Raw genomic sequence first — 26996 nt, forward strand, 5'->3', positions numbered from 1 at the left:
GGAGGCCCAGAGGGCCGGAACGCAATTGAGCGACTTGTTATGCGGCATCTTACCCTCGCCGCAACTTATTGAATAAAAGGTACCCCAGGAACATACCACCAGCCACAATTACCGCGAAAATTGCCAAAACAAAAAGTGTGGCAAACAGCGCCCCGAAACCATGAACGGTGCTGCCGTTCCAGGTAACTGTTCCCGCACCAAAGACTCCCGCCAAGCCTAAAAGCCCAATCAACAAGCCCCAGCTACAGAGAAAACTGCCGACGAAATCCAGAAAATCGGCGCCGGCTTGTAATGGCTTGTGTTGCACGCCCTTTATGGCGTTCAGCTCGCCCTCCAGACTGGCAGCACGTTGCGATTTCTGTTCCATTGCGTCTGAGAGCTTCTTAGCTCGCTCGGGGTATGCTGCTCTATCAATACTGGACAAAGCTTGCTCCAGCTCTGCGATAGTGTATTTATCTATGTCACCCATAACCTGTTCCGCATAACTAGAAAATATGTGGCGAAAAGGCTGTGTAGCGAGTAGGCGTGCAAAAATGCTCGTTAGTACGCGTGTTTCCGCAGTCAGGAATTGCCAAGTATCTGATTTTCAACGCCCTGCCCCACAGTTCGTTCGGAGATATCCTGCACGAACGCCGCTTAGCGCGCAAGTTTCCTACGCGATTCCGGGTGATTTTCCGATGGTGCGTCGCGTTTCTTCGTGGCGGAATGGGATCCAGTCCTCACGCGGCAGCCCCGATGGCCGAGAAGCTTCTCGATCGAATGCGCCGGATCATCCGGGTCCGGCACTACAGCAGAAAGACCGAGCAGGCGTACCTGCGCTGGGTTCGGCGATTCATCCTGTTTCACGGGAAGCGTCACCCGAAGACGATGGGGGCCGAGGAGGTCACGGCCTTTCTGAGCCACCTGGCCGTCGAGCGGGGCTGCGCGGCTGCGACCCAGAACCAGGCACTGAACGCGATTCTCTTCCTGTACCGCCGAGTACTGGAGATCGAACTGCCCTGGCTCGACGAGGTGGTCCGGGCCAAGCGGCCGCAGCGGGTGCCGGTGGTGCTGACGGCGTCGGAGGTTCGGGCCGTTCTTGCACAGCTGCCGCCGCCCCACGATCTGATTGCGCAACTGCTCTACGGCTCGGGCCTGCGTGTGGGCGAGGCCGCCGCGCTCCGGATCAAGGACGTGGATACGGACCGCCGGTCGATCACGGTCCGGGACGGCAAGGGTGCCAAGGACCGCATCACGGTGCTGGCCGATCGCTGCATCGAGCCCATCGGCCGACAGATCGAACGGGCCGCCACGCTGGCCAGGCGGGACCGCGATCGGGGCGAAGGCGGCGTGATCCTGCCCTTCGCGCTGGCCCGGAAATACCCGAACGCGCAGTTCGACGAGGCCTGGATGTTCGTCTTCCCCGCGCGCCGGCTCAGCCGGGAACCGCGAAGCGGACGAATCGCTCGCTATCACGTGCTGACCGGTACGATTCAGCGCGCGATCAAGAAGGCGGCGCAACGCGCCGGCATTCGCAAGCCGGTGACCAGCCACGCGTTCCGCCACAGCTTCGCGACCCACCTGCTGGAATCCGGCGCCGACATCCGAACGATCCAACAACTACTGGGCCATTCCGACGTGCGCACGACGATGATCTACACCCACGTCGTCCAGCGCGGCGCGCTGGGGGCGCGGAGTCCCTTCGACGGTTGATCGACGGCGGATCGAAGAACGATCCCGCGGGCTAATCGTCTTCGCGAAGCACCATCCGCACCGCGCGGGCCTCTTCGCCCCACGGCGCGATGTTGGTCATCTGCAGCACCAGCGTGTCGTCGGGACGCTGGCTGAGCTTGATGCGCCAGTGCCAGTCGGGACCGGTGCCGGCGGGGTAGCTGTATTCAGCGGCCAGCAACGCGCCGTGGGCGGCGACGGGGGTCAGCGCTACGCCTTCGGGCTGGTGCCAGCTGTCGTGCCAGCGCAGGCCGTCGTCGGCCCAGGTCAGTTCGCCGGAATGGGGCGTGCCCTTGTAGACCCAGGTGTAGGTCATGCGGTCGTTGCCGACCTGCAGCGTCGCGTCGCTGGTCTCGCCCTCGTTGCCGCTGGGGTCGACCCAGAGTTCGGCGCGGCCCGACCACTCGCTGCCGGCCCGGGCCGCGGCCCATTCGTTCAGGTTCTGCATGGCGTCGTCCTCGCTGGCGTCGGCCGGGGCGGCTGCGGCAAGCAGCAGCACGGCGGCGATGATGCCGATCCGGTTCCAGGTGTTCATGACCGTGTTCCCGCTCTCTGCGCGCCGACGGGATGCGGCGCACGGGTCCAGCCTACTCCCAACCCTGCCGCCAGCGCGAGCGGTCGGTGAGCTCGCGCCAGTCGATCGCCGTCTCGCGCTTCGAGAGCACGGCCTGCAGCGTACAGGCCACGACGTTCTGCTCCTCGTCGTATTCGACCTCGGTGACCAGGAAGTGCTTCTCGCGGTTCACCGGTTCGACCGCGGTCCACTTGCTGTTGCGGAGTTTCTTCGGGTGGATGCGGTTCATGCGTTGGAGCCCGGGGCGTCTTCGAGCAATTCCCGGTGGACCCGGACCGCGGTGTTGCGGGGCCGGATGCGGTGCCCGCGCTGCTCGAGCCTGGCCCGACAGATCGACGCGCCGATCAACAGGATCAGCGACGAGTAGTTGACCCACAACAGCAGCAGCACCAGCGATCCGGCCGCGCCGTAGGCCGAGGCCGCGGCGGTGTTGGCCAGGTACCAGGCAATCAGGGATTTCCCGACAGTGAACAGCAGCGCGGTGATGAACGCACCGGCCAGCACGTCCTTCCAGGTCAGCACGACATCCGGAAGAATCCGGAAGATCGCGGCGAACAGCAGCGTGACGACGGTCAGCGAGAGCAGCGGCTCGACGCCGAGCATCAGCCAGGCCGGGATCGGCAGCCACTGCTCGGCGTGCGCGATGACGGCGCGCACGACCACGCCGAGCACCAGCGAGACCAGCAGCACGAAGCCGATCGACAGCACCATGGTCAGCGACAGCAGCCGGGCCTTGATGAAGATCCACAGGCTGTTCTTCGTCGGCCGGGGGGCGACGTCCCAGATCTGGTTCAGCGATTTCTGCATCTGGGCGAAGACGGTCGTTGCGCCGACGACGGTCGCGGCCAATCCGGCCAGCGTCGGCCACAGGCCGCTGTCCTGAATGTGCGAGTTGGTGATCGCGGTTTCGATCACGCCGACGGCCTGGGCGCCCATCACGGCTTCGAGCTGGCCCATCAGCTCGGCCCGCGCGGTGTCCTCACCCAGCACCAGGCCGAGCACCGCGACGACCAGGATCACCACCGGTGCGATCGAGAACACGGTGAAGAAGGCCAGCGCCGCGGCATAGATGAACGCCTGGCTGTCGAGCCAGTTCTTGCCGGCGGCCTGGAAGATCTCCAGCCAGTGGCGAACGAATCGCCCGATGGAAGAAGGACTCGAAAGCATCATGATCAAAGGATAACGGACTGACCGGAACCCGCGCTGGCGTCGGAAGACCTGCCTGCAGGAACGCTCTTCGCGCCTTCTTGGCCAATCGCGCCCGACCTGCCAGAATAGCCGGCATGACTGCCTCCAGATTTCCTCGCCGGGGTGCGCGCATGACCCGGCTCGAGACCTTTACCGATGCCGCCTTCGCCTTTTCCGCGGCGCTGCTTGCGATCTCGATCGACGAGGTGCCCTCCGACTACGACGGTCTGATCCTGGCGCTGAAGAGCACGCCGGCGTTTGCGGCCAGCCTGCTGGTCATCCTGTTCTTCTGGCACGGGCATCAGCGCTGGAGCGACCGCTACGGCCTGGAGGACACCTCCTCGGTCTACCTGACCTTCGGCCTGATCCTGATGGTCATGGTCTACGTCTATCCGCTGAAGATCCTGATGGGCAGCGGCTTTGCCTATCTCACCGGCGGCTGGCTGCCGTCGGAATTCGACTTCGACAGCTTTCGGCAGTTTCGCGTGCTGGTCTCGATCTACGGCAGCGGCTTCGCGGTGCTGTGCCTGATCATGGCGGGGCTGTTCTGGCATGCATGGAGACTACGCGCAGCGCTGGCCATGAGCGCCGAGGAAGCGTTCGATACACTCGGCGAAATGACCCTCTGGCTGTTCCCCGTCGTGTTCTCGATCGTGATCGTGGCCTTGATGTGGGCGATCCCGGATGAACAGGTCGCGATGGTCCCGTTCCTGTTCTTCCTGCTGGCCTTGTTCAGCCCGGTCAACAGCCGCATCGCCCGCGGCATGGCCCGACGCCGGTTCGGTCGATCGGATTGAGCGACGCCGGTCCGCCTCGCATCCGTCGACGGCGGCGGCAACGAGGCGCCGCTCCGCTTCCTTCCGGACCGGCGCCGTCACTGGGAGTGACCGTCTCGATCGCGGCGCCGCGCCTCGATCCGCTGCGCGATCCACCACGTCCCCAGGAACGCGATGCCGCCGAGGCCGATGCCGTAGACCGGCACCACCGCCAGCAGCAGCCCCGAGGTCGAGGACCCGGTCCGGGTGCCGTCGAGGTCGAGCATCCAGGCCAGGTGGGCCGGAATCGACACGGCCATTGCCGCCACCAGGAAGCCGATCGCGCCCCGGCGCACCGGCGCGTTGTGCTGCGAATGCCCGAGCCAGAACAGGATGCCGGCCAGGACCAGCGGAAGGGCATTCCAGAACACCCAGGGGTTGATCAGCACGCCTTCGGCGACGTAGATGAAGACCAGCAGCCCCACGAGAACGGCGATCAACGGTTTCACATCAACCCGCCTTCCGGCCGTCTTCCGGCCAGTCGCGGGCGCGGCGGTGGCGCGCCGGCCTGACACCTGCGGCCCGCTCATCGTCCCGGGCGCTGCCGGCGATCGTCCATTGCCGATCCGGACGATCGCGCCGGAGGGAAGCCACCCCGCGCTTCAGGAAGCCGCTGCGCTCGGCGCCTGTGCTCGCCCGGCAGGGCCCGCAGCCGTCCGCCTTGCGGCCGAAGCTCTCGGTGCTGTCGTGGGCCTCGGGTTCGAGGACATCCCGGCTGCCCGTCCCGGGCTCGAAGCCGGGCGGATGGGCGGCGGCGCGGATCGGCGGCCAGGCCGCCTCGCCGCTGTCGCCGCGCAAGGCCACGATCACGCCGCCACGCCGAACAGGCGGCCGACCCCGGCGGTCAGCGCCATGGCAAGCGCGCCCCAGAACATGACCCGGATCGCACCCTTGCCGATCGGCGCGCCGCCCGTGCGCGCAGCAATGCCGCCGAGCAGCGCCAGGAACCCCAGCGAGGACAGCGCCACCAGGCCGATCAGCAGGTCCAGCGGCGCCGCCCAGGCCACCAGCAGCGGCAGCGCGGCACCGATCGTGAAGGTGGCGGCGGAAGAAAGCGCGGCCTGCACCGGACGCGCAGCGACCGTGGTCGAAATGCCGATTTCGTCGCGCGCATGGGCCCCCAGCGCATCGTGCGCCATCAGCTGCTCGGCGACCTGGCGGGCCAGCGCCGACTCGAGGCCGCGCTGCTCGTAGATCTCGGCCAGTTCGCGCGTTTCGGACTCGGGGTGCTGCTTCAGCGACCTCGATTCCAGCGCCAGGTCCGCGCGCTCGGTGTCGGACTGCGAGCTGACCGATACGTACTCGCCGGCCGCCATCGACATTGCCCCGGCAACCAGTCCGGCCACACCGGCCAGCAGGATGCCCGAGTGCCCGGTGCTCGCCGCGGCCACGCCGATGATGAGGCTTGCGGTGGAGACGATGCCGTCGTTGGCGCCGAGCACGGCGGCGCGCAGCCAGCCGATGCGGTGAGAACGGTGGATCTCTTCGTGGGTCATGTCGTGCCCTCCTGTGCGAGTGGCGGGTCGGTCTTTCCCGGGCCCGTGAGGCCGGCCGACGCCCTCATCGGCTGCGTGTCATGGCCGCCTTCGAGCGCGGCTTCTTCGACTTCGGCGGCGGCAGTTCGGCGGCGGTGTCGATCAGCAGCTGCCGCAGCGTCTCGGTCTCGTCGAGCAGTTCATCGGCCACCGGATACGGCTTGGCACCCGGGTACGGCGGGCGCATCGGCAGGTCCGGGCCGTGTCGCTCGAGCGCCGGGGCGGCCTTGATGAAGCAGCTGCCCCGGCAGGCCAGCGCGATGAATCCGCCTTCGAAATGGACGCCGTACTCGCCGAACATCGCCCGGGCGGTCAGGCGCTCGGCCAGCCCGGCGGCATCGAGCAGGTGTCGATGAAACCGGGTCCGGTGGCCACCGGGGCACCTCGGCGAGCGGTGTCCAAGGACTCGATCATCGCGCACCCGGGCCCCGGCTGCAACGGAGCCGGCCCGTGGAAACAGCGAGCGCGGCATCGCTGGCGGGAGACGGTGTGCCTCGCACCTGCACGGCTCGAAAACGGTTGAGACTGTTTCCGGCGGAATACTGCATCCCATCCAGGAAACAACGATCGTTCGTTCAACACGAAGGGAGATTGACCATGACGTCCGCCACCCTCGCACGCGCTGTCGTGCTTACCGGCCTGCTCGGCCTCCTGCTGGCGCCTTCGGCCACCCCGGCGCAGGCGACCGCATTCGCCTACCAGGGCCAGCTGACCGACGCCGACGGCCCGGTGAACGGAACCTGCGATTTCGACTTCTCGCTGTGGTCGGCGTCGAGCGCCGGAAGCCAGGTCGGGACCGATGCAGCGCCCGGCCTGGCCGTTTCCGGCGGTCTGTTCACGGCCCAGCTCGACTTCGGCGCCGGCGCCTTCGACGGCAGCGAGCGGTGGCTGGAAGTCGTCGTGGACTGCGGCGACGGGCCGGCCACGCTTCCGCGCCAGCAGCTCACCGCATCGCCGTATTCGCTGACCAGCCTGTCGACCGTCGGCCTGCAGGGCCGCCCGGTCAGTGGTGCCGCGCCGGGCGCGGGCGAGGTGCTGGCCTGGGACGGAAACCAATGGGCGCCGGCGCCGGACCAGGACAGCGGCGGCGATATCGAGGCGGTGCTTCCCGGCGTCGGCCTGAGCGGCGGCGGGACCAGCGGCACGGTGGGTCTCGACGTCGAGTTCAACGAAGTCCAGCGGCGCGTCGATGACGCCTGCCCGGCCGGCTCCAGCATCCGCTCGATCGCTTTCAACGGCGACGTCGCGTGTGAACTCGATTCCGACACCACCTACAGCGGGGCCGATTTCGCGCTCAGCAACCAGCAGTGCCCGGCCGGTCAGTTCGTGACGGAGATCGATAGCGACGGCAACGCCGTCTGCGGCTCGACCGGCGGGTTGAGCATCACGATTCGAACGGATACGGTCACCGCGCAGAACCTGTCGGGCACGCAACAGCTGTTCGCCACGGCGAACTGCCAGGCCGGGGAATTCCTGACGGGGGGCGGTGCCTCCGCCTCGCCCCGGATGCGGTTGTACCGCTCGTACCCGCTGTCGGCAACCCGCTGGACCGTGTCCGCCCTGAAGCGCTCCGACGATGCCGCACCCGGCGAAACGCTGGAGCTGACCGCGTACGCCATGTGCGCATCGCTCTGACGCCATCGCCATGAGAACGCTTGCTGGAATTCTCATCGCGAGGGGCCTCGCCTCGGCCGGGTCGGCCGAGGCCGTCGAAGGGACTGCCGCCCGGGCCGTTACGCCGTGCCCTTCCACGCCGAGCGCTACGCTCGGTCGGCCGGACGCCTCGCAGACCCGATCGGGCGTCGCGGTATCGCTGACCGGCGGCTGCGGATACGCGACCGCAGTGACCGACCTCGACCTCTCGGGCACGCTGGCGATCGAACGCCCGCCGGACCTGCAAGCCTCGACCCCATTCGCGGAAGACCCGGCCGGCATGCCGACCCGGATGCTGGCGCCCGGGCAGATGGCGTTCGAATGCGTCTCGGCCACGGGGCTCGAAATCGGCTGAGACGTTTTCCGCCGAAATGCTGCATCCCTTTTCGAGGAAGCAACGATCGATCGTTCAACACAAGGGAGATTGACCATGACGTCCGCCAACCTTGCACGCACTGTCGTGCTTATCGGCCTGCTCGGCCTCCTGCTGACGCCTTCGGCCGCCCCGGCGCAGACGACCGCCTTCACCTACCAGGGCCAGCTGACCGACGCCGACGGCCCGGTCAACGCGACCTGCGATTTCGGATTCTCGCTGTGGACCGCGGCCAGTGGCGGGGTCGAGGTCGGGACCGACGCTGCGTCCGGGCTGGACGTTTCCGGCGGCCTGTTCACGACCGTGCTGGACTTCGGTGCTGCGGTGTTCGACGGTACGCCGCGCTGGCTCGAGGTTGCCGTCGACTGCGGCGACGGGCTGGCGACCCTGCCGCGCCAGCAGCTGAATCCCGCCCCCTACGCGCTGACCAGCATCTCGACCACCGCGTTGCGGGGCAGTCCGGTCAGTACGGCGACTCCGGCGACCGGCCAGGTCCTGACCTGGGACGGTGGTGCGTGGGCGCCGAGACCGGAAACGGGCGACATCGCCGGAGTCACCGCCGGCAACGGCCTGACCGGCGGCGGTACGACCGGAACGGTCGTACTGGACGTCGATCCGGCCAGCGTCCAGAACCGCGTCACGGGCTCCTGCCCCGCCGGCGAGAGCATTCGTGAAGTCAACGAGGACGGCAGCGTGGTCTGCGAAGCCGATTCGGTCGGCCTCACGGGCTACCAGTGGGTACGCGCCGTCGAGACCGTCGACCTCAGCGTGAACGAATGCGGTTCCGTTCGCGCCGAGTGTCCGTTCGGCAAGAAACTGATCGGGGCCTGGACCGGTTCCTCGAGCAACACCATCGTTCCGTCGGCCGGCAGCACCGGGATCCGGTCGGGAACACCACCCCGTCCGCCGTCCTCGTACAGCTCGTTGTTCTGCAACCTGTGCCGGGTCGGCGTCCAGGTCGGCTGCGGTGCCACACCGACCACGGCCACCATCCGCGTCGAGGCGATCTGTGTCGATGAATAAGCCAACCCCCATCCCGAACCGGGCTCTTCGCATGGCCCGCACGATGAGCGCCCTGGCGGCTTCGATCCTGCTGATCGAGGCATCGGCCCAGTCCGTCGAGTGGCGCAGCACCGACGCGGCGGCCGCTCGCCTGACCGACGGCACCTATACGCTGACGGCCACCCTCGGGCAGCCCGACGGAGGCGCACCGCAATCGGCCGGCGGCCTGACCCTGTCCGGCGGCTTCTGGCCGGTGGCCACGCTGGCCGACCTCGAACTCGACGCCACGGCGCTGACCGACCCCGTGATCGCCGGCACGCGCGCGGAGTACCTGCTCGAAGTTCTGAACCGCGGGGCCGCCTGGAGCACCGGCACCCTGTCGATCGCCTTGCCGGCCGACCTCGACTCGCCGGTCACCTCGGGATGCGCCGAAGATCCCGCCGGCGTTCCGACCTGCACCCTGCCGCTGCTGGCGCCGGGAGAGACCGCGAGCATCACGGTCGAGGCCGACGCCGCCGGCCTGCTGCCTCCGAGTCTGACCACCGACTACTCGATCGCGGGGACAGCGTTCGAATCGGACCCATCCGACAACGGGCTGCAGCTGGCGACACCGACGGGCGCAGACACGACGCTGACGCTGTCGAACACCGCCGATCCCGACCCCGCGGTGGCCGGAGGCACCTTGACCTACACGCTGAGCGTTGCCAACGGCGGCCCGTCGGACGATCCGGCGACTGCGCTGACGTCGACGTTCGACCCGGCGCTGGCCTGCGGTTGGACCAGCGTCGCGACCGGGGGCGCGGCCGGCAACACCGACGCGACCGCCCCGGCGGTGCTCGACGAAACCCTGCAGCTGCCGAACGGCGGCGCGGTGACCTACACGATCGAGTGCGCGATCGACCCGGCCCAGCAGGCGGCGTTGACCAGCCGCTTCGATGCCGTCAGCAGCGTCGATGCGGCCGACCAGGTCACGGCCGAAACCGTGACCGGCATCGACACCGTCGCCGACCTCGCGCTTTCGCTGGAGGTGTCGGATCCGAACCTCCTGGCCGGCGAGATCGTCGACTACCGCGTGTCGGTGCTCAACCTCGGCGTCTCGACGTCGCAGGCCCCCGAACTCGAATTGACGCTCGGCGATGGGCTGGTGTTCGACATGGCCGACGCCGGCTGCACGTTCGGAGGAACCGATACGGTGCGTTGCACTCTGGCCGACCTGCCGCCCGGCGACACCGCCGTCCGGACGATTTCGGCGATCAACGAGCCGTCGCGCGGGCCCCGCGAGGTCAGCGTATCGGTCGCCTCGACCACGCCGGATCCGGACCTCGAGAACAACTCGACGACGTTCACCGGCTTCTCGGTGGTGCCGATTCCGGTGGCCTCGCTCCCGGGCAAGCTGCTGCTGATGCTCGGGCTGCTGGCCTTCGGCCTGCTGGCGCTGCGTCGGGCCGGCGGCTGACGGTCCGGGCCGGGGCGGTCGAAGGTCAACCGGCGCCGGCGGCGGCCAGCACGGCTTCCGCACGGCGCCGGATCTCGGCGCCCTCGGCGAACTGCTGCTCCAGCACGGGGGCCGTGACCGATGCCAGCCGGCGGGCTTCTTCGATCCGTCCGAGCGCTGCGAGGGCCTGGGCGCGCAGGACGTCCAGAATGCGGCGCTTGGGGTGATCCGGCGCGAACGCCGTCGGGAACGAACGCTCGATCCGCTCGATGGTTGCAAGCGCCCGATCGGCCCGACCGGCGTCGAGGTCGATCCGGACCGCATCCATCCGGGCCCGGCGCAGACCGGTCGCCGCCATCGGCCCCAGGGCTTCGAGCGCGGCCACTGCATCCGCCATGCGGTCCATCGCCACGCCGTGCTCGCCCCGCGTCGCCGCGATCAGGGCGCGCTGGACCTCGGCGACCTGCCAACGATAGGCATTGTCCGGATGATGCTCGGCCAGCGCGGCCTGCGCGGCATCGAGCAGGGCCTCGGCTTCGTCCACGCCACCGCGCTTGATCAGCAGCCGGGCCAGGTTGACCCGGGCGCGGATCAGGGCCAGCGCTTCGGGCCCTGCCAGGTCCTGCCGAAGCCGGATCGATCGGCGGAACAGCGGCTCGGCCCGCGCAAGGTCACCATAGTCCTCGTACAGGCTGGCCAGGTTGTTGACCAGGAACACGTGCAGCAGCGGATCCCGCGCCGGGTCACGCTCGACGCTGGCCAGGGCGTCCCGGTAGGCACGCTCGGCGTCGCGGTAGCGCCCGGCGTCGTGATGGAGGTTGGCCACTTCATTGCCCAGCGAGGCCAGCGAGATCGAGTCGTCGCCGTAGACCGCTCGCAGCAGGCCGAGCAGTTCTTCGAAGACGGCGGCAGCTTCGGTCAAGCGACCGGCGCTCCGGAGCGCCCCGCCGAGGGTCTGCATCGAGCGCAGGCGCGACGGATGGCGGACGCCGAGCTGACGGGTCTTGGCCTCGATCACTTCTTCGAACACGTCGATCGCTTCGTCGTAGCGACCCTGCTCGGCCAATGCAATGGCCAGGTTGTGGCGAAAGCGGGTTCGCATGATGTCGTTCTGGCGGGTCTCGGGCAGCGTATCGGCCACCGCCAGCGCGCGCTGCGCCTGGAGCTCGGCCTCGCGATAGCGCTCGGTCTCTTCGAGCACGATGCCGTAGTTGTTGTACGCGCTCGCCAGCGCCTCGGCCGGCCCGCCCTCGTTCTCGAGGGTCTCGATGGCCGCGAGCAACCGAGCCTCGGCGTCGGCGTGCTCGCCGCGCTCCCGCTGAAGGTCGGCCAGTTCCAGACGCAGGTCCCAGGTCTCCTCGTCATCGCTTTCGACCCGACGGGCAAGGGCTGATTCATAGAGCGGGACCGCGTCGTCGAACAGATCCAGATTGCGATACGCCACGGCCATGCGGTGGAGCAGTCGGGCATGGACGGCCGGCGATAGGTCGGTCTGATTTCCGATTCGATCGACGCCGCGGTCGAGCAGCTCGCGCGCAGTCAGGGTCTCGCCCTGGTGCGTGGCCGGATCGGCGGCCCCGAACAGGTCGACCAGGTAGTCTGCGATCTGTTCGGTGGTGTCGACGGCCTCCAGGGCGGTGGTTCGCTCCTCGTCCAGCTTGACGGCCAGCGCGATCAGGCCCGCCAGCAACGCGGCGACGATCAGGCCCGACGTCCCGATCGATGCGGCCAGCGCCCGATTGCGCCGGGTGAACTTGACCAGCTGCTCGGCCCAGTTCGATCGACGGGCTCGCACCGGATGATCGGAGACCCAGCGCTCCAGATCATCGACCAATGCCGCAATACTCGGATACCGCTGGTCCGGCGCTTCGGCCATGGCCCGGTCGATCACGGCATCGAGGTCGCCGCGAACCCGGCGGGCTTCGCGCGGTCGGCGCTGTTCGACGAGCAGCGCCGAGGCCGACGCACGCCGGCCATCGCGCTGCGCCGCCGGGTCGTGCGGTGAGTGGCCGGTCAGCAAGCGATACAGCAAGGCCCCGAGGCTGTAGATGTCGGTGGCGATGGTGATGGCTCCACCGCGCAGCTGCTCCGGACTGGCGTAGGCGGGCGACAACGCTGCCCCGCCGTGAATCGTCCGGGCCGGATCTGCCGCCGGTGAAACGGAATGCGATCCGACCGCTCCGCCCGATGAAGGCGTGGTCTCGACGAGTCTTGCGATGCCGAAATCCAGCAATCGCACGCGACCGGTACGGTCGACCAGCACATTGTCGGGCTTGATGTCGCGGTGGATCACCAGGTTGGCGTGAGCGTACTGGAGCGCTTCGCCGACCTGTCGAACCAGCTCGACACGTTCGCGCAAGTCGAGCTTCTGTGCTTCGCAGTATCGTGAAATGCTGCAGCCGTCGACATAGTCCATCACGAGGTAGGGACGGCCGTCGGCCAGCGATCCCCCATCGAGCAGGCGGGCGATGTTGGGGTGATCGAGGTCGGCCAGGATCTGGCGCTCGCGCGAGAATCGCTCGGCCATTCCGTCGGCCATCGGCGCGTCCAGCACCTTGACGACCGCGGTCTGGCGGTACACCTCGTCGTCGCGCTCGACGAGATACACCGCCCCCATGCCGCCGCGGCCAAGCAGTCGCCGGATCGCCCAGCAGTCGACCCGCTCGCCGGACGCAAGCGTTCGGGGCAGCAGCGTTTCGGTGAAGCGGCGGAGCCGCCCGCCGATCGGATCATGCGCCCGATCGGCCGCGACCAGCCGGGTCAGCTCGGCGATCAGATCGGGCCGCTCCTCGGCGACCGTCTCGAGAAACTCCTCCAGAGCGTCGGCCTCGAGCGTTTCGGTCTGACCGAACAACCGCTCGAGGTCTCTCCAGGCATCGGGACCGAGCGTACTCATGCAGACGCATCCCCGACCCCGAGGCGCGAGGCGACGAAGGCCCGGGCCATCCGAAGGTCGCGATGAACACTGGCCCGGGATCGTCCGGTCACGCGGACCAGTTCGTCATAGCCGAGCCCGCCGAAGTAATGCAGTTCGAGCATGTCGAGCTTGGCCGGATCACGCTTTCCCAGCGCCTCCATCGCCGCCTCGAGCGCCAGCAGGTCGACGTTGGGGTCGGAACCTGCGACCGAGGATTCGTCCAGCGTGACCCGCACGGCCTGGCCGCCGCGCTTCTGGGCCATCCGCTGCTTGGCGTGATTGATCAGGAAGTTGCGCATCATCCGTGCAGCCAGCGCGAACAAGTGATCCCGGCTCTCGCAAGCCGGCGGTCGATCGAGCAGCTGCATGACGACTTCGTGCACCACGGCCGTCGGCTGCAGCGTGACCTGGTGGAGTTCGTGCTGCATCTGCCCGCCTGCGATCTCGCGCAACCGCTGATAGACGAGCGTCGAAAGCAGATCGCCGGCGGCGTCGCTGCCGGCCTTCCAGTCCGCCAGAAGCCGCGTGATCTCCGCGGGTGTACGTTCGCCTGTCGGTTCCACGGAATCGGACATGATGCACATGCAAAGCGCGACCGGGGCGAAGCTTCCACTCGATCGTCGACGCGTGAGTCAAGAGTATGCGAACTGTATGAAAACGCCGTCGTCCGCGCAAGGCCGTAGCGGTCGATCGAGGCCGGAAGGCCGCATTCGTCGACGCCACTTCGTCGCTTCGCTGCATCCGCCGCCGCGCCCTTCGACAGGTCCGGGCCATGCTTGGCGAGCGCCGGCGTGGCCTTGATGAAGAAGCCGTCCTGGCCGGCCAGCGCGGTGAATCCGCCTTCGACACGGACGCCGTGTTCACCGAACATCGGCCGGGCCGTCAGGCGATCGCCCGGCCCGACGCTACCGAGCAGCTGTCCGATGAAGCCGGGATCGACGGCCATGATCCGTGGCCGAACGATCGGTCGATTGCCGCCTTCTCAGCGCCCGATCGCCGGACGCGACTCAGGTCGCCGTCGTCCGCGCGGCGCGCCGGAACAGCAACGCCGCGACCAGGAACGCCGCGGCGAAGAACCCGTTCAGGCCGAGCAGCTCCAGCGCCGGGCTGTGGGGGCGGCCCAGCCCGGCAGCCAGGGCGTAGCCGCCGATGATCGTGGTCAGCAAGGCCATTGCGGCCAGGGTGCGCGCCATGCCCCGGGGCCGGCCGCGCGAGATCACCAGGCCGAGGACACCGACGGCGATCACAGCGAGGTACATCGCATTGGCCGGGTCGCCGTCGGCGCCGATGATGCCGACGCCGAGGCTCAGCCACACCAGCAGCAGCGACGAGACCAGGGCCCCGATCCAGGCCAGGCTGCGGGAAGCGGAGCGATCGAGCGTCATGGTGAATCCTCCGGGCCCGCTTGCATCCACCGCCGCGCCAGCTCCAGCGAGCCCAAGGCCGCGCCGCCACCGAAGAAGAAGGCCCAGACGGCATCGTCGAGCACCAGAGGCCAGGGTGCGATGCCGTCGCCGGACAGCAGGTTCATGGTCTGCAGGAACAGCGGCACGAAGATCGCCGTGCCGAAGGCGCCGCACAGCACCACCGGAATTCGACCCGAGGCCGCGAAGCGGCGGCGGCTGAGCAGCAGGCCGGTGCCCCACCAGAACACCGTGCCGCAGATGACGCCGATGACCGAGAAGCGAACGGCCAGCGATGCGACGATCTGCCAGCGAGGCACGCCGTCGCCGGCTTCGCCGGAGACCGCGAACATCGAAAGCACCAGGCCGATCGCGCCGAAACCGATGCCCCACAGGATCGCGTTGCGCACGCTGCCCTGAAACCGCCCGAATCCACGGGGCCCGGCCGCGCTCATCGATCGATCTCCGCGCGCGCCCTGCGCTGGCCGACCTTGCCGACGATCAGCGCGAGCACGCCGGCCACGATCAGGCCCAGGGGAATGGCGCCGGGCTCACCGTCGACGATGACCTTGCCGCCGGCCAGCACGGCGCCGAGCAGTGCGACCAGCGCGCCGGCAACGATCGGCCGACGGGTTCGGAACATGGACTGCATGGGGCGGACCCTCGATGTGGAGCAGACCGCCATCCTGCGGGGCGGATCGGGCAATGATCGGGCAATGATCGGGTACTGTCCGGACAATGATCGAACCGTGATCCGGCAACACGCCGATCGCGGCCGGCGACGGGCGCTTCGGCGCCCGGACCCTGGCGACGCTGGCGGGATGCCGACCGTGGCGCCGACGTCACAGCGCGTGGGCGGTGCTGGTCTCGATCCGGTACAGCAGCCGGTTGGCCAGTTCGGCGGCCAGCGGCTCGGGCAGGTACGGCACGGTCTTCTCGCCGTGCGGCAGGCGGATGACCAGCGTGGCCAGGCCGTGGCGGCGTTGATAGGGGCTGCGCGTGACCTTGACCTGCTGGCAGCGTGCGTCCTCGAACAGGATGATCGTCGTGCCGATCAGGCCCGCGCGCACCTCCAGGCCCTGGTCGCCGATGTGCACGCCCCAGCGCTTCCAGCGGAAGTGGACCAGCACCGCCGCGATCGCCGCGATCGCAAGTGCCGCGAGCGGCGACCACCACGGACCGCTGCCGAGCAGGAAATGCGCCGCCAGGATGGCCAGCAGCGGAAGCAGCACGACACGCTGCCAGAGGATGCGACGAAACCGGACGTGGATGCCCCGGAAGGCCGGCGGCGACCAGGCGCGACCGGCCAGTTCGGACGTGACCTGCTCCAGCCGCGCGGTCGGAATGCCGGGAACCAGGAAGCGCTTGTCCTGGTTCATCGGGTTCATCGCGTCGAGCGCGGCCTGGTGGCCGACCGCGTGCCAGCGGCCGAGCAGCCGGCCGAACGCGGTCTGGACCAGCTCCAGGCTGTGCAACTTGGACCGTTTCAGCGACTTCTCGCGCTTGTCGAGCAGTCCGTAGACGGCCTGCAGTCGCTCGGCGTCGCCGGTCAGCCGGTAGCCGTGGAAACGAACCCAGGCAATCAGGCCCGAGACCACCAGCCCGAGCGCGATGAAGGCAGCAATCAGCGCCAGCACGAGCCCGGCGGCCAGCCACGGCGCCGCCGACAGATCGCCGACGCCGACCAGGCCCGAACGCTCCAGCCACTCCACCGAGTCGACAACGCGGTCGCCGACCCGCTCGGCCAGGGGGCCGCCGACGACGCCGAGAATGATCCAGAGCTGGCTGGAGGTCATGCCGTAGCGGAACAGATCGCCGAACCCGGGCGCGAAGATCGCCGATTCGGCGGCGTCGAGATCGTCGCCCTCGCCGTCTGCGGGCTGCGCATCGGCCGCGGGAGCCCGCCGGTGCGCCCCGGCAATGCGATCGCGCAGCGCCTGCGCCTCGTCTGTGCGGATGCCCGGAAGTTCGACCTCGGTCTGCGCCGCCCCCGGCGTCTCGAGGTTGACGCGGATCAGCCCCAGCGGCTTCAGGTACAGCGGCTGGCTGAACGCGACGTTCTGGACTCGCTCGAAGCGGACCTTGAGCTCCTTGATCTCGAACAGGCCCTTGCGGACGCGAATCGCGTTGTCGGCGATCAGGAACCGGAAGCGGCGGTGATAGATCAGCGTGCCGAGCAGCCCGATCAGCAGCAGGCCACCGGCGATCAGTGCGATTTCGCGCAGTCCGAGGGCGTCGGAGACGACCGCGCCGGTGCCGCCACCGATGACCAGGAACAGGTTCTCGCGCACCGCCTTCTGCGCGCCGCTGATGTACATCGCGATGACCGCGGCGGTCGGCAGGCGTTCCCAATCGGGGCCGACGGTCCCGGCCGGTTCCGGCTCGGCGGTCTCGTTCACGCGTCGAGCTCGTCCCGGCGGTCGCCATCGTCGCTGGCCAGCGCATCGCGCAACCGGATCTGCTCGGCCAGGTGCTCGCGCAGCGTGTCGGCGGCCTCGGCGTCGAGGCCGATCAGCGTCAGGTCGGCGGTGATGCCGCCGGCGGTGAACAGCTTCAACCGGGCCAGGCCGCGCCAGCGTTCGACCGGGCCGCTGGAGGTCTCGACATGCTGGATGCGGGCGAACGGCAGGGTGGTGACCGAGCGCCAGAAGATGCCCTCCTTCGCCGCGATGTCGTGCGCGCGCACCGCCCAGCCGCGATGACCGGCGTCGACCCAGCGGTAGATGCCGATCAGCACGGCCAGCAGCAGCACGCCACCCGGTATCAGCAGCCCGGCCAGCAACGGCAGATCGGGAAGGAAATTCATGGCTGTACCCACCAGCACGAACGGCAGCCAGTAGAGCAGCGTGGTGATCACGGTGTAGCCGCGGAAGCGCTCGGCGACCGGTTCGAACTCGAGCTCGCGGTAGTCCGGCAGCGCCTCGCGGGGCGTCTGCGGATTCTCGAACGCGTCGGTTTCGTGAAGGGCGTCGTCCATGGCCTTGTCCCAGTGCTTCCGATGAGTCGGCACCGGCATTGTCGCCGATCCGGCGGGATCCGTCGTGTGCCGGAAGTCCGTGCCGGCGGTTGACCGCGGCGGGTCAGCCGCGAACGCCGCTGTCGTGCCAGCCCGAGGTGATCGGGTAGCGCCGGTCGCGGCCGAAGGCCTTGCGGGTCACGCGCGGGCCCGGCGCGCCCTGGCGGCGCTTGAACTCGGCCATGAGCACCAGGCCGGCCACCCGGCGGACCATGGCCTCGTCCAGCCCGGTGGCCTCGACGATGTCGGAGATCGGCCGGTCCTCTTCGACGTACAGCTCGATGATGCGGTCGAGCAGCGGGTACGGCGGCAGGCTGTCGTCGTCGCGCTGATCGGGTTTGAGCTCGGCCGACGGCGGGCGGTCGATGACGCCGGGCGGAATCGCCGGAGACTGTTCGTTGCGCCAGTTCGCCAGCTCGTAGACCATGCCCTTCAGGCAGTCCTTGATCGGGCTGTAGCCGCCGCACATGTCGCCGTACAGCGTGCTGTAGCCGACCGCCAGCTCGCTCTTGTTGCTGGTCGCCAGGACCAGGTGCCCGAACTTGTTGGAAAGCCCCATCAGCAGCATGCCGCGGGCACGGGCCTGCAGGTTTTCCTCGGCGATGTTCTCCGGGCGACCCTGGAACGGGCCTTCGAGCTGCTGCAGGCCGGCCTGGAAGATCGGTTCGATCGAGATCGTGTCGGTCGCAAGCCCCAGCAGGTCGACCTGCTCGGTGGCCAGGATCAGCGACAGTTCGCTGGTGTGACGCGACGGCATCAGGATGCCGTGGACGCTCTCGCCGCCCAGTCCGTCGGCGGCCAGCGCGGCGCAGATCGCCGAGTCGATCCCGCCGGACAGGCCCAGCACCACCGAGCGGAAGCCGTTCTTGCGCACGTAGTCGGTCAGTCCGCGCTGCAGCACCCGCCAGGTCACCGGCAGGCGATCGGTCTCGCCTTCGGGCCAGTGCAGATACTCGAGCCGGCCGGCGCCGGCGTGGAAGCCGACGTGCAGCAGCACCTCGTCGCACAGCGCGGCCGGCGGAGAGAGCGTGCCGTGGCCGTCGATGCAGAGCGAATGGCCGTCGAAGACCAGCTCGTCCTGGCCGCCGACGCAGTTCAGGTACAGGATCGGCAGGCCGGTCTCGGCATGGCGGGCCTTCAGCACCTGGCCGCGGTCGATGTGCTTGTCGTGGTAGTAGGGCGAGGCGTTCGACGACAGCAGCAGTTCGGCACCGGCCTCTTTCGCGGCGCGCGCGGCCTCCGGCGCCCAGGTGTCCTCGCAGATCAGCACGCCGACCTTCACGCCCTTGATCTCGACGACCAGCGGGGTGTCGCCCTGGACGAAGTAGCGCCGTTCGTCGAACACGGCATAGTTCGGCAGGTCCCACTTGTCGTAGGTGCCGAGCACCGAGCGATCGCGGATCCAGGCCGCGGCGTTGTAGCGCTTGTCGCCGTCGGCGCGCGGATAGGTCAGCACCACGTCGATGCCGTGGACGGCCTGGACGATTTCGTGGAACAGGGTCTCGGTTCGCCGCATGAAGCCCGGCCGCAGCACCAGGTCCTCGGGCGGGTAGCCGGTCAGGGCCAGCTCGGGGAACAGGATCAGGTCGGCGCCCAGTTCGTCCCGGGCCCGCTCGATCGAGGCCAGGATCCGGTCCCGGTTGGACGTGATGTGCCCGACGAGGAAATCGTCCTGGGCCAGCGCGATCTTCAGCATCGGGTCGGTTTCCGCGATGGACGGAGGGTCGGTCTTTCGACCGGTTCACCCGCGCCGGCGGCCGGCGCGGATGCGATCGGGCGCGTCAGCCCTTCAGCCGGTCGGCAATCGCCGTGCCCAGCTCGACCGGCGAACGCACGGTGGTCACACCGGCTTCTTCCAGCGCGGCGTACTTGGCCTCGGCCGTGCCCTTGCCGCCGGCGATGATGGCGCCGGCATGGCCCATCCGCTTGCCGGGCGGCGCGGTGACGCCGGCGATGTAGCCGACCACCGGCTTGGTCACGTTCTCGGCGATGAATTCGGCCGCTTCTTCCTCGGCCGTGCCGCCGATCTCGCCGACCATGATGATGCCCTCGGTTTCCGGGTCTTCCTGGAACAGGTCGAGGCAGTCGATGAAGTTCATGCCGTTGATCGGGTCACCGCCGATGCCGATGCAGGTGGTCTGTCCGAGACCGGCATTGGTGGTCTGGAACACCGCCTCGTAGGTCAGCGTGCCGGACCGCGACACGATGCCGACCTTGCCGGGCTTGTGGATGGCGCCCGGCATGATGCCGATCTTGCACTCGCCCGGGGTGATGATGCCGGGGCAGTTCGGGCCGATCAGGGTGACGTCCTGATAGTCGGCCAGCGCGGCCTTGACGCGCATCATGTCCAGCACCGGGATGCCCTCGGTGATGGCCACGATGATCCGGACGCCGGCGTCGGCGGCCTCGAGGATCGCGTCGGCCGCGAAGGGCGGCGGCACGAAGATCATCGACGCATCGGCGCCGGTTTCCTCGACGGCCGCCTCGACGGTGTCGAAGACCGGCAGGCCCAGGTGTTCCTGGCCGCCCTTGCCGGGGGTCACGCCGCCGACCAGGCGGGTGCCGTATTCGATGGCCTGTTCGGAATGGAAGGTGCCCTGCGAGCCGGTGAAGCCCTGGCAGATCACGCGGGTGTTCTTGTTGACCAGTACGCTCATTGAAGTCTTCCTTCAGGCTGCCGCTTCTGCAGCCTTTCTCGTATTCGTTTGTCAGGCCGCCGCTTCGACGGCCTTCCGGGCACCGTCGTTCAGGTCGTCGGCGGTGATGATCTTCATGCCGCTGTCGGCCAGCAGCCGCTTGCCCTGCTCCACGTTGGTGCCTTCCAGCCGCACCACCACGGGCACCTCGACGCCGACGTCCTTGACCGCGCCGATGATGCCCTCGGCGATCAGGTCGCAGCGCACGATGCCGCCGAAGATGTTGACCAGGATGGCCTGGACGTTGTCGGACGACAGGATCAGCTTGAAGGCCTCGGTGACGCGTTCCTTGGTCGCACCGCCGCCCACGTCGAGGAAGTTGGCCGGCTCGCCGCCGGCCAGCTTGATGACGTCCATGGTGGCCATGGCCAGGCCGGCGCCGTTGACCATGCAGGCGATGTTGCCGTCCAGGGTCACGTAGTTCAGGTCGTGCTTGCTGGCGGCCAGCTCGGTCGGGTCTTCCTGCGACTCGTCACGCATCTCGACCAGGTCCGGATGACGGAACAGCGCGCTGCCGTCGGCATTGATCTTGGCGTCCAGGGCGCTGAGGTTGCCTTCGCCATCGATGATCAGCGGGTTGACCTCGACGATCGCCAGGTCCTTGTCGATGAACAGCTTGTACAGGCTGTCCATGATCTTCGTGAGCTGGCGGACCTGCTTGGCGTTCAGGCCCATGCCGAAGCCGACCTGGCGGGCCTGGTAGGGCATGAACCCGGCCGCGTTGTCGACCGTCACGCGGATGATCTTTTCCGGGGTTTCCTCGGCGACCTGCTCGATGTCGACGCCGCCGGCAGCCGAGCCCATGAACACCACGGCGCGCTGGCCACGGTCGACCAGCGCCGACAGGTAGAGCTCCTGCTTGATGTCGGTGGCCTCGGCGATCAGTACCGAGTTCACCGGCAGCGCGCGCCCGCCGGTCTGATAGGTCTCGATGGCCATGCCGAGCATCGTCCCGGCGATCTCGCGGACCTCGTCGAGGCTGTTGGCCAACTTGACGCCGCCGGCCTTGCCGCGGCCGCCGGCGTGGACCTGGGCCTTGACCACCCACTGGCTGCCGCCCACCGCTTCGGCGGCCTTGACTGCTTCGTCGGCCGTGGTGGCCAGTTCGCCGCGCGGCACCGGAATGCCGTAGGCAGCGAACAGGTCCTTGGCCTGGTACTCATGAAAATTCATGCTGGATTCCCATTGCTTGGATCGTTGTGAGGTCGCGTAGGACGGCCGCTTCGGACCGCCGGCCGGCAAGGCTGCGCCGGCAACCGACGAAATATAACAAAACAGCCACGCCCGCAGGGTCCGGCCGAGCCCGAATGCCTTTGCCATCCGGCCCCGATCCGCTATAGTGCATGCAGGCACGAGGATCAGACCATCACCGGGGGATTCGCGTGAGCGACCTGTTCCAGAAGACCGCCGCCGACAGCGATCTGACCCGTCGATCGCTGAACTACCTTGCGGCCTTCCGACTCGCCCTGTCCGCGGTGGTCGTCGCGGTTGCCTTCGGCGGGTTTTCCGACCCCATCGCCGCTGAATACAAGCTCTTCCTGTCGCGGGCCGCGGGCCTGACCTACGTCGGTGCGGCGCTGGCCTTCGCGTTCTTCCAGTGGCGACCGATCCACGATTACCAGGAGCTGGCCAAGTTCTCGCTGGCCACCGACATCGTCCTGCTGCTGCTGGTGCTGCACTGCTTCGGCGGGCTGGCCAGCGGGCTGGCCATCCTGCTGATCTTCGTGGTCGGCATCGCGGGCCTGCTGCTGCCGCTGATCACCGCCCTGTTCTTCGCCTCGCTGATCTCGCTGGGCATCCTGCTGGAGGCCTGGCTGGCGATGACCGCCGGCTCCTCGGAGTCGCTGGCGCTGCAGGCCGGCATCTACGGGATCGCGACCTTCGTGACCGCGCTGGGCTGCTCGCTGCTCGGCCGCTGGGGGCGCGAATACCAGCTGCTGGCCGAGCGCCGCCGCAACGACCTGGTCGGTCTCGAGCAGGTCAACGACCTGATCATCCGCCGGATGCGTTCCGGCGTGCTGGTGGTCGACGCGGAACTGAAGATCCGCCAGATGAACGAATCGGCCTGGTACCTGCTGGGCAGCCCGCCGGTCAGCGAGGACCGGCTCAACGTGATCGCGCCGGCGCTGGTCGAGCGACTGAACCTCTGGCGCAGGACCGGCCGGGCCGAGGACGAGGGGCTGCTGCTGAAATCGACCCAGGCCGCCGTGGTGCCGCAGTTCGTTCGGCTGCCCGGGGTGGTCGGCGAGGCCACGCTGATCTTCCTCGAGGACACCTCTGTGGTCAGCCGACGTGCACGCGACCTGGCCCAGGCGTCGCTGGCCCGCTTGTCGGCGTCGATCGCCCACGAGATCCGCAATCCCCTGGGCGCACTGAGCCACGCCGCCCAGCTGCTCGGTGAATCGCCGGACCTGCCGAAACAGGACCAGCGCCTGATCAGGATCATCCACGACCACACCGTACGGATGAACGACATCGTCGAGAACGTGCTGAAGCTGTCGCGCCGCGAACGGGCCAGCATCGAGCAGGTCAACATTTCGGACTGGCTGCGGACCCTGGCCGAGGAGTTCCGCGGCCAGCACCGGCTGCCCGAGTCGCGGATCCGGGTCGAAGCGCCGAAAAGCGAGATCCAGGTGCTGATGGACCCGACCCAGCTGCAGCAGGCGGTGAGCAACCTGATGGAGAACGCGCTCCGGCATGCCGGCAGCGACACCCACCAGCCCACCGTCACCCTGCGCCTGAGCCCGATCCGCGGGCACCGCGAGATGGCGCTGGACATCATCGACGACGGCCCGGGCATCCCGCTGGAGAAACGCAGCCAGATCTTCGAGCCGTTCTTCACCACCCACAAGCAGGGCTCCGGCCTGGGCCTGTTCCTGGCCCGCCAGATGTGCGACGCCAACGCCGCCCCGCTGGAATATGTTCAAATCCCGAATGCAGGGGCCTGTTTCCGGATCCTGCTGCGCCGGGCCGGCCGCGACGACGCGGCCCCGGCCACGCCGCACGCGAAACTGGCCGACGCCTGATGTCCCGTCTCGAAGAGGCTTTGGAACACCGATGAGTCAACCCCGTGCACTGGTCGTCGACGACGAACCCGATCTTCGCGAGCTGCTCGAACTGACCCTGTCCAGGATGGGCGTGGAGGTCGAAACCGCCGAAGACCTGGCCGACGCCCGGCGCAAACTCGGCGCCGGAACCTTCGACTTCTGCCTGACCGACATGCGGCTGCCCGACGGCAACGGCCTGAGCCTGGTCAAGGAGATCAGCCGCGACATTCCCGACATGCCGGTTGCCATGATCACCGCCTACGGCAAGGTCGAGGACGCGGTCACCGCGCTGAAGTACGGCGCCTTCGACTTCGTCTCCAAGCCGGTCGATCTGGAAGCCCTGCGCAACCTGGTCCGGACCGCGATCAAGCTTCGCGAGGACGACGCCGAAAAGGCCGGAACCGCCGCTGAACCCGGGGCATCGGAGGGCGAAAGCGCTCCAGCGTCCGGCGAGTCGACCGATGCCGCTCCCGACGCTGCGCGCCAGGGCGTGATCCTGGAGCGGATGATCGGGCGTTCGGATTCGATCAAGCGGGTCCGCCAGACCATCGTCAAGCTGGCCCGCAGCCAGGCGCCGGTGATGATCAGCGGCGAGTCCGGCACCGGCAAGGAGCTGGCGGCTCAGTTGATCCACGACCTGAGTCCGCGCACCGAAGGGCCGTTCGTGGCGGTCAACTGCGGTGCGATCCCGTCGGAACTGATGGAAAGCGAGTTCTTCGGTCACCGCAAGGGCAGCTTCACCGGCGCCGACGCCGACAAGGACGGCCTGTTCGTGTCGGCCAACGGCGGTACGCTGTTCCTCGACGAGGTCGCCGACCTGCCGCTGAACATGCAGGTCAAACTGCTGCGGGTGATCCAGGAAAAGCGGGTCCGTCCGATCGGCGGCAAGGAGGAAGCGCCGATCGACGTGCGCATCCTGTCGGCCTCGCACAAGGCGCTGAAGCCGCTGGTCGACAGCGGCGACTTCCGTTCCGACCTGTATTTCCGACTCAACGTCATCGAGCTGCCGCTGCCTGCGCTGTCGGATCGCCAATCCGACATTCCTCTGCTGATCGAGCATTTCCTCGCCGTGATTTCGGAACAGTGGGGGGAAGCACCGAAAGGCCTGCAGCCGGCCGCGCTCGACGAGCTCTGCCGGCACCAGTACTCGGGCAACGTGCGCGAGCTGTTCAACATCCTGCAGCGCGCGGTCACCCTGTGCGACGGGCAGACCATCGAGGTCGACGACCTGCAGCTGCAGCGAACCCGGCTCGACGACGGCGACGACCTGCCGACCGACCCGGGCGAGCGCAGCCTCGACGACTACATGGAAAACATCGAGAAGCGGATTCTCGAGAACGCCCTGAAAGACGCCAAGTACAACAAGACCGAGGCCGCGCGCCGGCTCGGCATCACCTTCCGCTCGCTGCGCTACAAGCTCGACAAGTACGGGATCGAGTAAGCCCCCTCGGCCTGCCCGGCCGCCCGCCGGCCGGGGCCGGAAACGAGAACGCCGCCCGCGGTCGAGACCGGGGCGGCGTTCCTTGTGGCGCGAAGCGCGCCGGACCTTCGATCGGTCTACTGGATCGAGGTGGTCTGGGTCGAGCTGTCGTCGCCGGTGTTGATCCGGGTCTCGCTCGAGTTGGTCACGGTCACCGTGCCGGAAATCACATCGCTGCCCGGCACCGCGCCGCTGCCGACGTCGATCGGCACCGTCAACACCGCGGCACCCGGCGAATCGGCCTGCAGCGAGGCGACCGACCAGACCCCGGCGGTGTAGCTGCCGAGCAGGTTCGATGTCACCGAACCCAGCGTCACATCGGCCGGCAGCACGGTGGCCAGGTCGAGGTCGATGACCGAAGCGTCGGACGGGCCGAGGTTCACCAGCTGGAATTCATAGATGAGCGTACCGCCCGGGGCCACCGGGTCCGGCAGCTCGAGCGAGGTCACGCGCAGGTCGATTTCGCGATCCACCGTGGTCTGCGCCTGGTCGCCCACCAGCGGGTCGACGAGCACCTGGCCGGGATCGACCGTGACGTTGCCGAAGTCGGCCTGGACGAGCTCGCCGTCCGGTGCCGACGGGCCGACGTCGTACCACAGCGAAGCGGTGGCCGACTGGCCGGCCGGCAGCGTGGCGATGGACCAGGCCCACAGGTTCGGGTCGGTGCCGTCCTGGACCAGCGTGCCCAGCGACACCGCAGGCGTTACCGTCACATCGACGGGCAGCGAGAGCACGATGTCGGCGTCGATGTTGTCGGCATCGAAGGTGGTGTTGTTGTTGGTCAGCGTGAACTGCTGGAAGGCGTTGCCGGGGTTGCCGCCGGGCGCGCTGCCGGCCACCACGCCGGCGTCGGAGGTGCTGGCCACCGTCAGGTCCACCGTTTCCGGCCCGATCACGTCCAGGCAGCGCTGGGTGATGCTGCTGCCGGCGATCGAGACCTGGGCGCCGGGCACGCCATCGACCGAGACCAGATCGACGCAGAACGCATCCACGCCCGGCTCGAAACTGTCGATGCTGAACTCGAACAGCAGCTCCTCGTCGAGCGAGCCGATCAGCGGCGACCAGGTCGGCGGCAGGAAGTCGTTGTCCGACTCGATCAGCGTCACGCCGCTGCCACTCGGATACTGCAGCGCGATGTCGACGACCGAATTCAGCGTCGACGGCCCCTGCGGCGAGGCGAGGACCGAGAAGTTCACCGCAGCCGGGCCGGCAGTAAGATCGATCTGGCTCTGCGGGAAGCTGACGATGGTGAACTCGAGCGCGGCCTGCTTGATCACGTCGAGATCGGCGCCGGCGGCGTTATCGGCCGGGTTGATGTCGGCAACCGTCGGTGAGTCGATGACGGCATCGGCGGTCGCCAGCTCGCCGATCGTGGCCGCGGCATCGGCGGTGAAGAGCAGCTGCATCTCGACCTGCGCACCGGCATTCAGGTCGCCGATCGACCAGGTGCCGCTGCAGTTGGCGTCGAAGGCGAAGCCGGCGCCGCCGGAGACCACGCTCGGGCAGCCGATCGAGCCGCTGCCAGGCAGCAGTACGTCGAGATCGACGGTTACCGAAGTGGCATCGAGCTGGCCGGTGTTGGCCGCGCGCAGCGCCAGCGTGGTGCCGGCGCCGCCGGCGACCAGGTCCAGCGCGCCACCGCCGGGCACGGTGTCCCAGCTCACGCCCAGGTCGGCGGCGATCGGCTCGAAGTCGCCGGAAAAGATCGGCGTCCCGCCGGGCGCGCAGACGAGCACGGCACAGTCCGGACCGTTGCAGTCGTTGATCCTGGCATCGCTGGTGACGATGCTCAGCGTGACCGGGTCACCGGAAATGGCCGCGCCCAGCTGCATGATGCTGCCGTCGGCCTCGACGACGTACTCGCCATCGACGTCGCCCGGCAACTGATCGAGCGCGAACACGAAGTCCCCCGGCTGCGGAATCGGCAGCGTGACCGCCGGTCCGTCGGGGTTCGGCACGCAGCGCAGGTCGTCCCAGGCAGTCTGCACCTCGAGACGACGGGCGGACGGGCGGTACACGATCGAATTGATCGGGCTCTCGGTCTCGATGGCCGGCTGACCGTCGACGCTGAGCTGGACCTGGCCATGTGCGGGTACGGACAGCAGCCCGCCGAGGACCACGCCGAGGGAAAGCAATCGGTTCATAGGGTTCG

The 26996-nt window shown here is 68.3% G+C and carries 27 protein-coding genes; 8 read left to right on the top strand and 19 right to left on the bottom strand.

Annotated elements, in window-relative coordinates:
• Positions 1-49 precede the first annotated feature (49 nt).
• Positions 50-469, bottom strand: coding sequence for a hypothetical protein (locus tag HFP89_RS11390; RefSeq protein WP_168717782.1), 420 nt, complete (start codon positions 467-469; stop codon positions 50-52).
• Positions 470-705: 236 nt separating this feature from the next.
• On the opposite strand from HFP89_RS11390, the gene HFP89_RS11395 reads away from it, so the two are divergent.
• Complete coding sequence (locus HFP89_RS11395) at positions 706-1692, top strand: integron integrase (RefSeq protein WP_168717783.1); 987 nt, start codon at positions 706-708, stop codon at positions 1690-1692.
• Between the two features lie 31 nt (positions 1693-1723).
• On the opposite strand, the gene HFP89_RS11400 is transcribed toward HFP89_RS11395, so the two are convergent.
• The 3 genes from HFP89_RS11400 to HFP89_RS11410 are packed head-to-tail and all read right to left on the bottom strand — an operon-like array spanning position 1724 to position 3454.
• Complete coding sequence (locus HFP89_RS11400; protein ID WP_168717784.1) at positions 1724-2245, bottom strand: DUF1579 domain-containing protein; 522 nt, start codon at positions 2243-2245, stop codon at positions 1724-1726.
• Between the two features lie 52 nt (positions 2246-2297).
• A complete protein-coding gene (locus HFP89_RS11405; RefSeq protein WP_168717785.1) occupies positions 2298-2513 on the bottom strand; it encodes a TIGR02450 family Trp-rich protein in 216 nt (71 codons plus the stop codon).
• Positions 2510-3454: a YihY/virulence factor BrkB family protein gene (locus HFP89_RS11410; RefSeq protein ID WP_206212340.1), complete on the bottom strand. Its 945-nt coding sequence runs from the start codon at positions 3452-3454 to the stop codon at positions 2510-2512. The genes HFP89_RS11405 and HFP89_RS11410 overlap by 4 nt, the downstream gene beginning before the upstream one ends.
• A 113-nt stretch (positions 3455-3567) precedes the next feature.
• Here HFP89_RS11410 and HFP89_RS11415 point away from each other — a divergent pair, with 113 nt between their 5' ends.
• Positions 3568-4269 (top strand): TMEM175 family protein, encoded by a 702-nt coding sequence (locus HFP89_RS11415; protein WP_168717786.1) that lies wholly within the window; start codon positions 3568-3570, stop codon positions 4267-4269.
• A 77-nt stretch (positions 4270-4346) separates the two neighbouring features.
• On the opposite strand, the gene HFP89_RS11420 is transcribed toward HFP89_RS11415, so the two are convergent.
• From HFP89_RS11420 to HFP89_RS16195, 4 genes are all read right to left on the bottom strand, one after another.
• On the bottom strand, positions 4347-4736 hold the full coding sequence (locus tag HFP89_RS11420; RefSeq protein ID WP_168717787.1) for a hypothetical protein: 390 nt from the start codon (positions 4734-4736) through the stop codon (positions 4347-4349).
• Between the two features lies 1 nt (position 4737).
• The gene (locus HFP89_RS11425) at positions 4738-5097 is read right to left on the bottom strand and encodes a hypothetical protein (protein ID WP_168717788.1); all 360 of its coding nucleotides are present in this window, start codon (positions 5095-5097) and stop codon (positions 4738-4740) included.
• Positions 5094-5783 (bottom strand): VIT family protein, encoded by a 690-nt coding sequence (locus HFP89_RS11430; RefSeq protein WP_168717789.1) that lies wholly within the window; start codon positions 5781-5783, stop codon positions 5094-5096. The genes HFP89_RS11425 and HFP89_RS11430 overlap by 4 nt, the downstream gene beginning before the upstream one ends.
• A gap of 64 nt (positions 5784-5847) precedes the next feature.
• Positions 5848-6243, bottom strand: coding sequence for a TfoX/Sxy family protein (locus HFP89_RS16195; protein ID WP_206212341.1), 396 nt, complete (start codon positions 6241-6243; stop codon positions 5848-5850).
• A gap of 176 nt (positions 6244-6419) precedes the next feature.
• On the opposite strand from HFP89_RS16195, the gene HFP89_RS11440 reads away from it, so the two are divergent.
• The 4 genes from HFP89_RS11440 (at position 6420) to HFP89_RS11455 (ending at position 10306) form a co-directional block, all read left to right on the top strand.
• Entirely contained in the window at positions 6420-7457 is a 1038-nt protein-coding gene (locus tag HFP89_RS11440; protein ID WP_168717791.1) for a hypothetical protein, read from the top strand.
• A 208-nt stretch (positions 7458-7665) separates the two neighbouring features.
• Positions 7666-7830 (top strand): hypothetical protein, encoded by a 165-nt coding sequence (locus HFP89_RS11445; protein ID WP_168717792.1) that lies wholly within the window; start codon positions 7666-7668, stop codon positions 7828-7830.
• A gap of 75 nt (positions 7831-7905) precedes the next feature.
• A complete protein-coding gene (locus tag HFP89_RS11450; protein WP_168717793.1) occupies positions 7906-8871 on the top strand; it encodes a hypothetical protein in 966 nt (321 codons plus the stop codon).
• 31 nt (positions 8872-8902) lie between these two features.
• The gene (locus HFP89_RS11455) at positions 8903-10306 is read left to right on the top strand and encodes a DUF11 domain-containing protein (protein ID WP_168717794.1); all 1404 of its coding nucleotides are present in this window, start codon (positions 8903-8905) and stop codon (positions 10304-10306) included.
• Positions 10307-10331: 25 nt separating this feature from the next.
• Here HFP89_RS11455 and HFP89_RS11460 read toward each other — a convergent pair whose 3' ends face one another.
• The 10 genes from HFP89_RS11460 to sucC all read right to left on the bottom strand — a co-directional run bounded on the left by HFP89_RS11460 (position 10332) and on the right by sucC (position 21490).
• Positions 10332-13181: a serine/threonine-protein kinase gene (locus HFP89_RS11460; RefSeq protein ID WP_168717795.1), complete on the bottom strand. Its 2850-nt coding sequence runs from the start codon at positions 13179-13181 to the stop codon at positions 10332-10334.
• A complete protein-coding gene (locus HFP89_RS11465) occupies positions 13178-13777 on the bottom strand; it encodes an ECF-type sigma factor (protein WP_168717796.1) in 600 nt (199 codons plus the stop codon). The genes HFP89_RS11460 and HFP89_RS11465 overlap by 4 nt, the downstream gene beginning before the upstream one ends.
• Before the next feature lie 432 nt (positions 13778-14209).
• Positions 14210-14587 carry a hypothetical protein gene (locus HFP89_RS11470; protein WP_168717797.1) on the bottom strand — a complete coding sequence of 126 codons (378 nt, stop codon included), beginning with the start codon at positions 14585-14587 and terminating at the stop codon, positions 14210-14212.
• On the bottom strand, positions 14584-15060 hold the full coding sequence (locus tag HFP89_RS11475) for a hypothetical protein (RefSeq protein WP_168717798.1): 477 nt from the start codon (positions 15058-15060) through the stop codon (positions 14584-14586). Before HFP89_RS11475 ends, HFP89_RS11470 begins: the two co-directional genes overlap by 4 nt.
• The gene (locus HFP89_RS11480; protein WP_168717799.1) at positions 15057-15257 is read right to left on the bottom strand and encodes a hypothetical protein; all 201 of its coding nucleotides are present in this window, start codon (positions 15255-15257) and stop codon (positions 15057-15059) included. The genes HFP89_RS11475 and HFP89_RS11480 overlap by 4 nt, the downstream gene beginning before the upstream one ends.
• Before the next feature lie 190 nt (positions 15258-15447).
• Positions 15448-17004, bottom strand: a complete 1557-nt coding sequence (locus HFP89_RS11485; RefSeq protein ID WP_168717800.1) for a PH domain-containing protein — start codon at positions 17002-17004, stop codon at positions 15448-15450.
• Positions 17001-17582: a PH domain-containing protein gene (locus HFP89_RS11490; protein WP_168717801.1), complete on the bottom strand. Its 582-nt coding sequence runs from the start codon at positions 17580-17582 to the stop codon at positions 17001-17003. Before HFP89_RS11490 ends, HFP89_RS11485 begins: the two co-directional genes overlap by 4 nt.
• Positions 17583-17685: 103 nt before the next feature.
• A complete protein-coding gene (locus tag HFP89_RS11495) occupies positions 17686-19317 on the bottom strand; it encodes an NAD+ synthase (protein ID WP_168717802.1) in 1632 nt (543 codons plus the stop codon).
• Positions 19318-19402: 85 nt separating this feature from the next.
• Positions 19403-20278, bottom strand: a complete 876-nt coding sequence (sucD, locus tag HFP89_RS11500; RefSeq protein WP_168717803.1) for a succinate--CoA ligase subunit alpha — start codon at positions 20276-20278, stop codon at positions 19403-19405.
• 51 nt (positions 20279-20329) lie between these two features.
• Positions 20330-21490 (bottom strand): ADP-forming succinate--CoA ligase subunit beta, encoded by a 1161-nt coding sequence (sucC, locus tag HFP89_RS11505; RefSeq protein ID WP_168717804.1) that lies wholly within the window; start codon positions 21488-21490, stop codon positions 20330-20332.
• Positions 21491-21699: 209 nt separating this feature from the next.
• Here sucC and HFP89_RS11510 point away from each other — a divergent pair, with 209 nt between their 5' ends.
• Together HFP89_RS11510 and HFP89_RS11515 are read left to right on the top strand one after the other, a co-directional pair.
• Positions 21700-23343 carry an ATP-binding protein gene (locus HFP89_RS11510; RefSeq protein ID WP_168717805.1) on the top strand — a complete coding sequence of 548 codons (1644 nt, stop codon included), beginning with the start codon at positions 21700-21702 and terminating at the stop codon, positions 23341-23343.
• A gap of 31 nt (positions 23344-23374) precedes the next feature.
• On the top strand, positions 23375-24805 hold the full coding sequence (locus HFP89_RS11515; RefSeq protein ID WP_168717806.1) for a sigma-54 dependent transcriptional regulator: 1431 nt from the start codon (positions 23375-23377) through the stop codon (positions 24803-24805).
• A gap of 116 nt (positions 24806-24921) precedes the next feature.
• Here the strand turns inward: HFP89_RS11515 and HFP89_RS11520 are convergent, their stop codons facing one another.
• A complete protein-coding gene (locus tag HFP89_RS11520) occupies positions 24922-26988 on the bottom strand; it encodes a DUF11 domain-containing protein (RefSeq protein ID WP_168717807.1) in 2067 nt (688 codons plus the stop codon).
• Between the last annotated feature and the right edge of the window lie 8 nt (positions 26989-26996).

Origin of the sequence: Wenzhouxiangella sp. XN79A (assembly GCF_012272825.1) — a bacterium.
Taxonomy (GTDB): domain Bacteria; phylum Pseudomonadota; class Gammaproteobacteria; order Xanthomonadales; family Wenzhouxiangellaceae.